At 69.8% G+C, this 12,048-nt stretch carries 8 protein-coding genes; 5 read left to right on the forward strand and 3 right to left on the reverse strand.

Annotated features, from left to right (window positions below; genetic code table 11):
* The first annotated feature begins 73 nt into the window (after positions 1 to 73).
* From ACH4YP_RS23085 to ACH4YP_RS23100, 4 genes are all read left to right on the forward strand, one after another.
* Complete coding sequence (locus ACH4YP_RS23085) at positions 74 to 1,435, forward strand: glutamine synthetase family protein (protein ID WP_361065341.1); 1,362 nt, start codon at positions 74 to 76, stop codon at positions 1,433 to 1,435.
* A gap of 204 nt (positions 1,436 to 1,639) precedes the next feature.
* The gene (locus ACH4YP_RS23090; RefSeq protein ID WP_361065338.1) at positions 1,640 to 2,752 is read left to right on the forward strand and encodes an alpha-hydroxy acid oxidase; all 1,113 of its coding nucleotides are present in this window, start codon (positions 1,640 to 1,642) and stop codon (positions 2,750 to 2,752) included.
* Positions 2,752 to 3,591, forward strand: a complete 840-nt coding sequence (locus tag ACH4YP_RS23095; protein WP_361065335.1) for a gamma-glutamyl-gamma-aminobutyrate hydrolase family protein — start codon at positions 2,752 to 2,754, stop codon at positions 3,589 to 3,591. Before ACH4YP_RS23090 ends, ACH4YP_RS23095 begins: the two co-directional genes overlap by 1 nt.
* Positions 3,592 to 3,594: 3 nt before the next feature.
* The gene (locus tag ACH4YP_RS23100) at positions 3,595 to 5,034 is read left to right on the forward strand and encodes an aldehyde dehydrogenase family protein (protein WP_398492164.1); all 1,440 of its coding nucleotides are present in this window, start codon (positions 3,595 to 3,597) and stop codon (positions 5,032 to 5,034) included.
* 88 nt (positions 5,035 to 5,122) lie between these two features.
* On the opposite strand, the gene ACH4YP_RS23105 is transcribed toward ACH4YP_RS23100, so the two are convergent.
* The 3 genes from ACH4YP_RS23105 to ACH4YP_RS23115 all read right to left on the reverse strand — a co-directional run bounded on the left by ACH4YP_RS23105 (position 5,123) and on the right by ACH4YP_RS23115 (position 8,165).
* Positions 5,123 to 5,860 (reverse strand): FCD domain-containing protein, encoded by a 738-nt coding sequence (locus ACH4YP_RS23105; protein WP_361065329.1) that lies wholly within the window; start codon positions 5,858 to 5,860, stop codon positions 5,123 to 5,125.
* Between the two features lie 20 nt (positions 5,861 to 5,880).
* Positions 5,881 to 7,317 (reverse strand): aldehyde dehydrogenase family protein, encoded by a 1,437-nt coding sequence (locus tag ACH4YP_RS23110; protein WP_398492166.1) that lies wholly within the window; start codon positions 7,315 to 7,317, stop codon positions 5,881 to 5,883.
* A gap of 62 nt (positions 7,318 to 7,379) precedes the next feature.
* On the reverse strand, positions 7,380 to 8,165 hold the full coding sequence (locus ACH4YP_RS23115; RefSeq protein WP_398492167.1) for a gamma-glutamyl-gamma-aminobutyrate hydrolase family protein: 786 nt from the start codon (positions 8,163 to 8,165) through the stop codon (positions 7,380 to 7,382).
* A gap of 313 nt (positions 8,166 to 8,478) precedes the next feature.
* On the opposite strand from ACH4YP_RS23115, the gene ACH4YP_RS23120 reads away from it, so the two are divergent.
* A complete protein-coding gene (locus ACH4YP_RS23120; RefSeq protein WP_398492169.1) occupies positions 8,479 to 12,048 on the forward strand; it encodes an indolepyruvate ferredoxin oxidoreductase family protein in 3,570 nt (1,189 codons plus the stop codon).

Here is a 12,048-nt window from a genome sequence, read left to right on the forward strand (position 1 = left end):
CGATCCAAACCGCATGTGCTTGTGCCGCAAGGACAGCTGAGTTGTCAGCCAAGAGTGACAGTGGGAGCCAATCATGAGTGACCAGGCCCGTCCGGCGTCGACGTCCCCGTCGGAACTCGAACGCTTCGGCGACGTGACCCGCGTACGGGTCGAGACTCCCGACCTCAACGGCGGTCTGCGCGGGAAGTACCTGTCCGCCGACAAGGTGCGATCGGGGAAGGGTATTCCCATCACCGAGGTGTACCTGGCCGCGACCGTGGACGACGATCTCTTCGACACCGCCCTCAGTGCTGAGGAGGCCGGAAACGGCGACATGTTGCTGGCCCCCGACTGGTCGACGGCGCGCGCGATGCCCGGCGAGCCGGGCGTGGTCGCCGTGCTGGCCGACGGTGAGACCAAGGGCCACGAACGGCATCCGATGCACCCGCGCAGCGTTCTTCGCAACGTCATCGACCGGGCGGCGTCGCACGGGTACGAAGGTGTCTTCGGCGTGGAGTTCGAGTTCACCATCTTCCGGGACGACCCTGACTCCGACCGGGCCCGACGAGCCGGCGACGTGCCCGGCATGACCCGCATCTCGCGGAGCAACCAGTGCTACAGCCTGACGCGATGGGCCGACTTCGGCGAGTTCGCGACAGACCTGGACGACTCGGCGCGCGCCTACGGCATTCCGATCGAGATGATGATGACCGAGGTCGGCACCCACCACATCGAGGCGGCGCTGGCCCCGGCCCCGGCGCTCCAGGCGGCGGACATGGCCACGCGCTTCAAGGTGCTGCTGCGGCAGGTCGCGCAGCGCCACGGCTTCTTCGTCTCCTTCATGGCCAAGGTGAACCTGGCCGAACAGGGGACCTCCGGCCACCTGCACCAGAGCCTGTGGAAGGACGGCAAGAACGTGTTCTGGGGCGGTAAGCCCGACACGCTCAGCGAGGAGGGGCGTCACTACGCGGCCGGCGCGCTCCGTGCCTCGCACGAGTGCACGGCGTTCTTCGCGCCCTGGCCGAACTCCTACCGCCGTTACGTTCCCGGCTTCTTCGCACCCGTCACCCTCGACTGGGGCTGGGACAACCGCACGACCGCCCTCCGTGCGATCACCCTCTCGGAGGACTCGGCCCGTTTCGAGAACCGGCGTGGAGGCAGTGACTTCCATCCCTACCTCGCGATCGCCGCGTGCCTCGCGGGCGGGGTCGACGGCATCCTCGGGTCCGAAGAGCTGATCGAACCGGGCGCTCCGGTGCCGGGCCGGGAGCTGCCGCAGGATCTCGCCACGGCGGCGGCCCTGCTGCGGAAGTCCGAACTGGCTCGCGAGTGGCTCGGGGACGACGTGGTCGAGCTCTACGCGCAGAGCCGGGAGCACGAGGTCCAGGCGTACGCCGCTCTCACGGCGGCGCACATCCCGCGCTGGGAGATCCAGCGCTACTTCGAGATCGTCTGACGAAGATCACCGAGTCCGGCGACATGAGAACTTTGACTCATGTCTCCTTGACGGTCATGCCGAGGCGCCGGTAATTTGGCGTAACGGAGAAGATCTTCTCATCTGTGTGGCTGAGCTGGCCCGCCCTTGCCGGGCCGCCGTCGCGAATCGCCGGCCGACGCGCCCACAACGTTGCTTCACCACGATCACCGAATGGAGCAGGACGTGACCACTGAGTCGAGTTCGCCGACCACTTCTCCGGTCGTCGAGCCCCCGTTCGCGACCATTGAGGAAGCGTTCTCCAAAGCCAAGGAGAACCTTGGGCGCGGAGCGTGGGACTACCTTGACGGCGGCGCGGGCAGCGAGATCACGCTGCGCGCCAACCGGGCCGAGTTCGCCCGTTGGCAGTTCCGCCCGAGGGTCATGAGCGGTCTGGCGTCGCCGGAGACCTCCACCACCGTGCTGGGGATACCGCTCTCCCTGCCCGTCCTGACAGCGCCGTTCGGCGCCGACGGCATGTTCGCTCCCGAGGGACACAAGGCGGTCGCCCGGGCGAACGCCGCCCATGGTGTCATCAGCGTCGTCCCCGAGGCGGGCACGTTCTCCATGGAGGACGTGGCAAGCGCCGCGCCTGCCGCGGCGCGTATCTGCCAGCTCCACCCGATGGGGGACCCCGCCGGCTTTCGGCGCATGCTCAAGCGGATCGAGGAAGCCGGATACTCGGCGATCTGTGTGACGGTGGACTGCCCGACGGCCGGCTGGCGCGAACGGAACCTCCGCAACAAGTTCGACGTGCAGCGGGAGGTCTTCGGCGGCAACTATCCGGCGTGGTGGGGCCCCCGTGAACTCGGCGAGGTGTTCGGGCAGCTCTTCTCAAGGACCGCACCGGTCTGGAGCTGGGACGAACTCGCCGCGGAGATGTCGCACACGTCCCTGCCGTGGATAGCCAAGGGCATCCTGAACGGTGAGGACGCACAGCTCGCGGTGGGTGCGGGCGCGTCGGCGCTCGTCGTGTCCAACCACGGCGGGCGCCAGCTGGACAGCGTGCCCGCCGCGCTGGCGCAGCTTCCCGAGGTGGTGGCCGCGGTGGGCGGACAGGCCGAGATCCTCCTGGACAGCGGGATACGACAGGGAAACGACATCGTCAAGGCTGTCGCCCTCGGGGCCAGGGCCGTATTCCTCGGACGTCCTGTCGCCGCCGCCCTCGCCGCCGGCGGACAGGCCGGAGTCGAACACGCGCTGTGGCTCCTGCGGGAGGAGATGATCTCGACGCTCACGCTGCTGGGCCGGGGCTCGATCACCGACCTCGGCGCCGACGCCGTGACCAGGTCGGTCTGATGACGAACTTCGACTCAGCCCCCCTCATCGGCCTGACCGGCCGTCGCGGTGCGGGACACATGCTCGGTTTTCCCGAGCCCTTCTTCGACACCGCCCTCGACATCTATGTGAGCGACTACGCCAGGTCCGTGCTGACCGCCGGCGGTGTGCCGGTACACCTGCCGATGGACGCGCCGCCGAGCCGATTGGTCAAGAGCCTGGACGGCATCCTGATCTCCGGCGGCGAGGACGTCGATCCGCGGCTCTACGGCGAGGTCGCCGGAGCGAAGACGTCGCGCATCGACCGGACGCGCGACACCTTCGAATCCGAGCTGATACACGAAGCCCTCAAGCACGGCGTCCCCGTACTCGGTATCTGCCGTGGCAGTCAGCTGATCAACGTCGTCCTCGGCGGCTCGCTCGTGGCCGACCTGCCGGCGGGCGAAGGCGAGTCCCACGGACTGGCCAGTTACTACCGGACCGACCGAGTGCACCGTGTCTCGTTCGAGCCCGGGACCGTCGCTCACACCCTGTACGGGCCGGAGACGGTGGTGAACTCCTTCCACCACCAGGCCGTCGCCAGGCCGGGCGAGGGGGTCACCGTCACCGGACGGGCCGATGACGGCGTCGTAGAGGCGATCGAGGCGGCGGAGGGCCGGTTCCTCGGAGTCCAGTGGCATCCCGAGGTGTTCGGCGGCGACCCGGCCTTCGACTGGCTGGTCGCCGCCGCACTGGACAGCCACCGCCTGTCCGACGAGCGGATCGAAGCTCGCGTGGTTCCCCGTCCGGAACTCCTCGGAGATGTCTCCCAGCCGACGGTCGCCGACCGTAATCCAGAGCGCTATCTCGATCGGATCTGAGCCATGGAATTTCCTGAACTCCTCACCTGGGTCGACGGCGCACCCGAGGAATCCCCCGTTCCCGCGGGCGACCTGTTCGATCCCAACACCGGAGAGGTCCTGGCCCCTAACCTGGCCAGCTCGCCCGACCAGGTCGAGCGCGCCATCGCCGCCGCCGCACGGGCGCACAGCGACGGGGACTGGCTGGCTCTGGGACCCGAGGGGCGGGCCGGGATTCTTCTCGCCTGGGCGGACCGGCTTGACGGCCTGGGGCAGGAGATCGCTCGTCTCGACGCCCTGAACAGCGGTGTTCCGATCAGCGTCACCGCACTCTTCGGTTCGTCGAACAGCGGAACCGTCCGTGAGGCGGTGCGGCTGCTGCGCGAGCGGGGCGATGTGTACTCGGTGTCCTCCGACGATCGTCCGGTGACGGTCCGCCATGTCCCGTGGGGTCCGACGGCGCTGATCGTGCCCTGGAACGCGCCGTCCGCGATGGCGGTCAAGAAGCTGGCCTACGCGCTGGCGGCGGGCGCCCCCGTGGTTCTCAAGCCGTCGCCCGCATCACCGTGGAGTGCTGAGCTGGTCGTACGAGCGGCGCACGAAGCGGGCGTTCCGGCCGGTGTCGTGAACATGGTGCTGGGCGGGGGCGACGTCGGTACCGCGGTGGTGTCCGACTCCCGTGTCCGTGCGATCTCGATGACCGGCTCGACGCCGACCGGGCGGGCCATCGCGGCCGTCGCGGCACCCCGGTTCGCCAGGCTCCAACTGGAGCTGGGATCGAACAACCCCGTTGTGGTGAGGAGCGACGCGGATGTGGTGGAAGCCGCGAGCGTCATCGTCTCCGGCTCGCTCAAGCTGTCGGGTCAGTGGTGTGAGGCACCGCGACGGGTGCTGGTCGCCCGCGCGCTGCTGCCCGACCTTGTCTCCGCGCTGTTCGCCGAGGCCGGCCGGTGGCGGGTGGGCTCCAGTCTCGATGCCGCGACCCGGGTCGGACCCGTCGCCTTCGAGGCCCGGCGGACCGAACTGGAGGGCCAGGTAAGGGAGTTCGCCGCAGCGGGCGCCCGACTCCTCCGGGTCGACGACGTGCCGGACAAGGGCTGGTTCTTCGGTCCGACCATCGCCTACGGCGAGGGACTCGACGCCGCCGGCGAGATGTTCGGGCCGCTGCTCAGCGTGCAGCCGTACGACACCGAGGAGCAGGCGGTGGCCCTGGCGAACGCCGGTCAGGTGGGACTGGCCGCCTATGTGATGACGACCGACATCGACGCGGGAGTCGCGCTGGGCACCCGGCTGGTGGCCGGCGAGGTCAAGATCAACGGTTCGAGCGTGCTGGACATGTCCGAAGGGTCGGTGCAGAGCTTCTTCGGGGACGGTGGCTTCGGCGGCCACGGCGACAGGGACCTGCTCGGCTTCTTCTCGGGCAAGCAGATCGTCGGTACGGACCGTCCCGGTCTGCCGCTCTGAAGGCGAAGACCGGCGTCCGCACCATGAGGTGATCCACGACGCCCGCACCGTGAGGTGGCCTACGACCCGCTCGTAGGCCACCTCACGGTCATGTCGAGTCCCGCGCGTCCGGCCGTACGAAGATGTCGGCGGCGTCGGCGGTCGCGCGGATGTGCTGGTTCATGAGCGTTGCCGCGTCGGTGTCCTTGTGGTTGGCGAGGGCGTCGATGATGGCCTCGTGCTCGGGGACACAGCGGTCCTGCAAGGCTCGCAGGGTCGGGAGCCGGTAGGGGTGGAACAGGGCGGCGCGTGCTTCCTCGACGGCGTCGCGTACCAGCTCCGCCCGGGCCGCTTCGGCGATGTGCATGTGGAAGCGCTGGTCGCACTGCCGGAACTCGCCGGTGTCGGTGGTGCGGCTCATGCGGTCGTTGAGATCGCGCAGCGTGGTGATCAGGGCCGGGTCCGCGCGGGTGGCCGCTCGGCGTGCGGCCAGCGATTCCACGGTCGCCCTGAAGTCGAAGATCGCCTCCAGGTCGATTCCCTGGTCGGTGAACCAGCGCCGTACCTCGTCGAGAGACCCGGTGCGGTCGAGGACGAAGTTGCCGCCCGCGGCACCTCTGCGGACCTCGACGTAGCCGGCGCCTTCGAGGTTGCGCAGGGCCTCGCGGAGGGTGGCGCGGGACACGCCGAGCCGGGTGGCGAGGTCCCGTTCCGAGGGAAGCCTCGATCCGGCGGGGAATTCGTACAGGTGAATGGCACGCCTCAGGTAGCGCACGACCACGCTGTGGGCCGGAGCGATGTCCACCGGTCGCAGACCCGCGGAAGCCGTGCTGTCGTCGGTTGACACCTGGTCAGCGTAACGCGAGGTCACGTGCCGTCCATGAACAAGGTCTTGAGTTCGGTGTTCGCCTCAAGCCCGGCCAGGCCGTTCGCCCGGCCGATGCCCGACTGCTTGACCCCGCCGAACGGCGCCTGGAGGTAGTTGGACGTGTTCGAGTTGACCGCCAGGACGCCGCTCCTCACCTTGCGCGAGACGCGGATGGCCCGTGCGATGTTCCCGGTCCAGATCGACCCCGACAGTCCGTACCGCGTGTCGTTGGCGAGCCGGATCGCCTCCTCCTCGGTGGCGAACGGGATCACGCTGACGACCGGGCCGAACACCTCTTCCTGGGCGACCCGCATGTCGGAGCGCACCCCCGTGAGCACGGTGGGGACGTACCAACCGCCGCCCTCGGGAAGACCGGTGGGCTTGGCGCCGCCGGTGACGGCCACGGCCCCGTCGGCGACGCTCTCCTCGACGAATCCGTGGACGCGGTCGCGGTGGGCGACCGAGATCAGCGGACCGAGGTCCGTGGTCTCGTCCAGGGGGTCGCCCACCTTCAGACGCGCCGAGGTCCGCGAGTACCCCTCGACGACCTGGTCGTAGACGCTCTCGTGGATCAGCAGCCGGGACCGCGCGCAGCAGTCCTGGCCCGCGAGGCCGAACATCGCCTCCGGCGCGACCGCGCAGACCCGGTCGAGGTCGGCGTCGGCGAAGACGATGGCCGCGGACTTGCCGCCGAGCTCCAGCGTCAGCCGCTTGAACGTGCTCGCGGCACGCCGCGCGATGTCCTGACCCGTCGCGGTCGAGCCGGTGAAGGTCACGCGCGCCACATCGCGGTTCTCGACCAGAGCCCGGCCCACCGAGCCGTCGCCGGGGAGGATGCTGAGACAGCCCTCGGGGAGCCCTGCCTCACTGGCGAGGTCACCGAAGATCAGCGAGGTCAGCGGGGCCAGTTCGGAGGGCTTGAGGACGACCGTGTTCCCGGTGACGAGCGCGGGGCCGGCCTTCTGCGCCGCCATGGCGATCGGCCCGTTCCACGCCGTGATCGCCGCCACGACGCCGAGCGGCTCGCGCTGCGTCATCAGCAGACCGCCGGCGTCGTTGGGGATGGTCTCGCCGACGATCTTGTCGACCGCGTCGGCGCTGTAACGCAGCAGTGCCGAGGTGGCCCAGAGCATGCCCCGGGACTCGCGGATCGTCAGCCCGTTCTCCCGGGTCTGCAGGACGGCGAGTTCCTCCGCGCGTGCCTCGACGAGGTCGGCCCAGCGGTGGAGCACGGCTGCGCGGGCCGAGGGCGTCCAGTCGGCCCACGACTCCTGGGCCGTCACCGCCGCCGCCACGGCTCGGTCGACGTCCTCGACGGAGGCGTACGCCACCTCCGCGAGCGCCGCTCCGGTCGCCGGCTCGTAGACGGTGAAGGTCTTCCCGTCGGCGGACGGCATGCGGGTGCCGGCGAGGACGAGTTGCTCGGACGTGGACATGGGGTGGCCCTTTCGTCGGACGTTCGCGAAGCAGGGGCGTTCTCGGAGCAGGGGAGGAGCTCTCAGGCCGGGGTGTGCGCGGCCGACGCCGATGCCCGGGCGCGGGCCCGCTCCACGAGCCAGCGGAAGGCGGGGTCCGGTGCCGCGTGGGCCTCGGGATGCCACTGGACGCCGAGGACGTCATGGTCGACGCACTCGATGGCCTCGACGAGTCCGTCGTCGGAGCGTCCGGCCACCCGGACGCCGGGCGCCACGGCGTCGACCGCCATGTGATGCATGCTGTTGACCTGGGCCCGCTTCCCGTAGAGGGAGTGCAGGGTGGTGCCCTCGACGAAGTTCACCCCGTGTGCGGGGAGCGCCGCCGCCTGGTCGCGCCGCTCGTGGCCCGGCAGGTGGTGGTCGTACACGGTCCCGCCCAGTGCGACGTTCAGGACCTCGTGACCCCGGCAGGTGCCCAGCACCGGGATACCGCGCGCGATCGCCGCCCGGACGATCGCGATGTCGAACTCGTCCTGCTCGGCGTCGAGCGGCGTGGTGTCGGCGGTGACCTGGCCGCCGTAGAAGCGCGGGTGTACGTCGGCTCCACCGGACAGCACGAGCGCGTCGAGCCGCTGGACCAGGGCTTCGGCCGGTGAGTCCCGCGGCAGGAAGACAGTCATGCCTCCGGCCGCCGCGATGTTCCGCGCGTACAGCTGGACGCCCACATCGACGAACACTCCGTCCCACATCGCCGGGTACTGCGGGAACAACATGGCTCCCGCGTAACGCCGACCGGTGACGCCCACCAGCGGCGCCCACAGGGGATCGCCTTCTGCTGTCGGCTCGTCCTCGTCGGTTCGCGGTGTCATCGGTCTCCGTTCGTCATGTGTCGCGTGAACCCCGTGGGTTCGACCCATTGGTTTATTGTTCTGGAAAATAGACCAATGGGTGCATGATGCTGACTGTGCCCCGCCGAGTCAAGCGGTTCGGCGGGACGTCCGTGGATCGACCTCGCAGAGCCGCAGGTTCTCCACGGGGGCTGACAATTCGCCCCCGATTGCTTGCGATGTGCGAGGTCTGGGGCATACGGTCCGTCTCGGTTGGTGAATCCATAACCCGTATACCGAGACGCGATGAGCGGTCCGGATGAGCAGTCCATCGGAAAGGCCTGAACAGGTGGCCATGACCTTCGACACGGATACAGCCGTAGCCGCGCCCGAGCGCCAGGACCCGGTCAACGATCGCCCGCTGGAGAGACTCACGGCGATGGAGGCCGTCGTCCGGCTCCTCGTCGAGCAGGCAGAGCTCGATCGTCGGCGTGGCCTGCGGACCGGAGGATTCGCGACCGGATACCCCGGATCCCCCGTGGGCGGACTGCAGAGTCTGCTGGAGCGGAACGCGGGCCGGCTCGAAAAGGCCGGGGTCCACCAGTCGCCCGGCCTGAACGAGGAACTCGCCGCGACCGCCGTGTGGGGCGCCCAGACGGTCCCGACCCTCCCCGACCCGAAGGTCGACGGCGTCTTCGGCCTCTGGTACGGCAAGGCCCCGGGCGTGGACCGGGCCGCCGACGCCCTGCGGCACGGCAACATCCGGGGGGCGCACCCGCACGGCGGCGTCCTGGTCCTGGCCGGCGACGACCCCAACGCCAACGCCACCAACTACCCGTCCGACAGCACCTTCCTCTTCCAGGCGTTCGCGATGCCGGTCCTCTACCCCGGAACCGTGCAGGAGATCCTGGACCTCGGCCACCACGGCTACGCCCTGTCCCGCGCGGCCGGGCTCTGGGTGGGCTTCAAGATGGTCACCGCGATCGCCGACGGCTCGGGAACCGTGGACACGGACCCGGCCCGGCTGACCTTCCACGAGCCCGCCGTGTCCATCGGCGGCAAGCCCTTCCACCCGGTGCTGCGCGCCAACGACCCGGGCCCGCCGATGCGGGAGGCCGAGAAGGACATGCTGGGCGGGCGCAGGCAGCTCGCCGAGCAGTACATCGACATCAACGACCTCAACCCGATCGTGGTCGAGGGGACCGACGCCCGCATCGGCGTCGTCGCCCCCGGCAAGACGTACTACGACCTCCGCCGGGCGCTGACGAACCTCGGACTCGACGACGACACCCTGGCGACGACCCCGCTGCGGATCAAGAAGGTCGCGGCGCTCTACCCCATCGGCCGGGCCGAGTGGCTGCGCTTCACGGACGGACTCGACCGGATCATCGTGATCGAGGAGAAGCGCCCCCTGCTCGAACTGGCGTTGAAGGACACGCTGTACGGGCGGACCGACGCGCCCGCCGTGCTGGGCAAGACCGATACGGACGGCACCGAACTCTTCCCGGGCTACGGCGAGTTCGGCCCCGACCTCATCACGAGGGTCCTGGGCGGCCAGCTGGCGAAGCACGGTGTCGTCGAGGCGCCCGCCGCCCGCCCGACCCTCAACGGCCTGCTGCCCGTGCTGCCGTTGGAGACCGCGCGCGCCCCGTTCTTCTGCTCCGGCTGCCCGCACAACGTCTCGCTGCGGGCTCCCGAGGGCGCCGTCGTGGGCGCGGGCATCGGCTGCCACATCATGAGCCTGCTGGTGAACCGGGAGGAGTACGGCAACCAGACCGGCTTCACGCAGATGGGCGGAGAGGGTGCCCAGTGGGTCGGCCAGGCACCCTTCACGGGCGTACAGCACATCTTGCAGAACATCGGTGACGGCACCTACCACCACTCCGGGAGCCTGGCGCTCCGCCTCGCCACGGCCAGCGACGTCAACATCACTTACAAGATCCTCTACAACAGCGCCGTGGGGATGACGGGCGGACAGGCCGTCAAGGGCAGCATGGGCGTCCCCGCACTCACCCACTCCCTGCGCGCCGAGGGCGTACGCAAGATCATCGTCACGACCGACGAACCGAGGCGGCACCGCAGGCGGGACCTCGCCCCGGGCACCGAGGTGTGGCACCGGGACCGGCTGATCGAGGCACAGGAGAAGCTGGCCACGATCAGCGGCGTGACGGTGCTGATCCACGACCAGGAGTGCGCCGCCGAACGCCGGCGCCGCTGGAGCCGGGGCGAACTGCCCAAGCCCACCCAGCGGATCATGGTGAGCGAGCGGGTCTGCGAGGGATGCGGCGACTGCAACGCCAAGTCCCAGTGCCTGAGCGTGCAGCCGGTGGAGACCGAGTACGGCCGCAAGACCAAGATCCACCAGTCGTCGTGCAACCTCGACTTCACCTGCGCCAAGGGCGACTGCCCCTCGTTCCTGACGGTCGACGTCAAAAAGGCGAAGAAGGCGAAGCGCACCTCGCCCGAACCCCCGGACGTGCCCAGCCCCTCGGTGCTCGTGCCGCGCGACGGCTTCACCGCCCACATGACCGGCATCGGCGGCACCGGAGTGGTGTCGGCGAACGCCATCCTGGCCAGGGCCGCGGCCTCCGACGGCTTCGAGGTGCGCAGCCTCGACCTGCCGGGACCCAGCATCAAGGCGGGGCGGGTCGTCTCCCAGATCCAGGTCTACGCCCACGGCTCACCGCAGCCCGCGGCGGTCGTCGGCCCCGGCGAGGCTGACCTGTTCCTGGGCTTCGACATGCTGGGCGCGATGGCCCCGGGACTGCTGGATCCGCTCGGCGTCGACCGGACGGTCGTCGTCGCGTCGAGCTCGCTGGAACCCACCGGTGACATGGCGATCGACCCGTCGATCCCGCTGCCGCCGAAGGAACTCCTCATCGACCGGCTCAGGTCCCTCTCGCGTCCCGACGCGGGCGCGTTCATCGACGTCGCCGCGGCCTGCGACGCGGTGTTCGGACACCAGCGCAGCGCCAACGCGCTGCTCATCGGCGCCGCGTACCAGGCGGGCGCCCTGCCGTTCACCGAGAAGTCCCTGCTGCAGGCGTTCCGGGACAGCGGTGTCGCGGTGGAGGACAACCTCAAGGCGTTCGGCTGGGGCCGAGTCGCCGTGGCCCGCCCCGCACTGATCGCCGACCTCGGCCTCGCACCGCGCCCCACGGGCGGGGGAGTCGAGGACCCCGCACTGACGTCGATGCTGACGCCGTTCACGGACGAACCGGCGCTGCGCGATCTGGTCCTCGGCCGTGCGGAGGACCTGCGCGGCTACCAGAACCCCGGCTACGCCCAGCGCTATCTGACCCTGGTCGCCGAGGTGCTCCAGGCCGAGCGATCGTCGAACGGAGCCGGTCCGACGACGATCACACCGCGCTATGCGCGGGGCCTGTACAAGCTGATGGCCTACAAGGACGAGTACGAGGTGGCGCGGCTCCTGCTGCTCGACTCGGCCAGGCAGGCCGTGACAGCGGAGTTCGGCGCCGGCGCCAAGGTGTCCTGGAACCTCCACCCGCCGGTCCTGCGCGCGCTGGGCATGAAACGGAAGCTGAAACTCGGCCCCTGGTTCACCCCGGCGTTCGTCCTGCTGCGGTCGATGCGCGGTCTGCGCGGCACGCCGCTCGACCCCTTCGGACCGGCGAAGGTCCGCCGCATCGAGCGCGCGCTCGTCGAGGAGTACGTCGAGATGATGGGCCTGGCCATGTCGTCCCTCTCGGAACACAACACCGCCGGCGTCCAGGAGTTGGCCGACGCCCCCGACCTCGTACGCGGCTACGAGTTCGTCAAGGTCCGTCACCTGACCGACTACTTCCGGTCCGTCGAGCGAGTCGCCGCCGAGGCGGGTATCGCCTACTCGGTCCCGGTGGGCTTGCGGGAGCTGGCGACGAAGGCGGCAGCTCCGACGAGCAAGGCGGGCAGCCCCGATGAGTGA

Source organism: Streptomyces sp. NPDC020747 (assembly GCF_044334695.1).
Taxonomy (GTDB): Bacteria; Actinomycetota; Actinomycetes; order Streptomycetales; family Streptomycetaceae; genus Streptomyces.

Excerpts from the sequence above, each read along its gene's own strand:
- ACH4YP_RS23085 (WP_361065341.1), top strand. The coding sequence starts at position 74 with ATGAGTGACCAGGCCCGTCCGGCGTCGACGTCCCCGTCGGAACTCGAA.
- ACH4YP_RS23095 (WP_361065335.1), top strand. The coding sequence starts at position 2,752 with ATGACGAACTTCGACTCAGCCCCCCTCATCGGCCTGACCGGCCGTCGC.
- ACH4YP_RS23100 (WP_398492164.1), top strand. The coding sequence starts at position 3,595 with ATGGAATTTCCTGAACTCCTCACCTGGGTCGACGGCGCACCCGAGGAA.
- ACH4YP_RS23110 (WP_398492166.1), bottom strand. The coding sequence starts at position 7,317 with ATGTCCACGTCCGAGCAACTCGTCCTCGCCGGCACCCGCATGCCGTCC.
- ACH4YP_RS23115 (WP_398492167.1), bottom strand. The coding sequence starts at position 8,165 with ATGACACCGCGAACCGACGAGGACGAGCCGACAGCAGAAGGCGATCCC.
- ACH4YP_RS23120 (WP_398492169.1), top strand. The coding sequence starts at position 8,479 with ATGACCTTCGACACGGATACAGCCGTAGCCGCGCCCGAGCGCCAGGAC.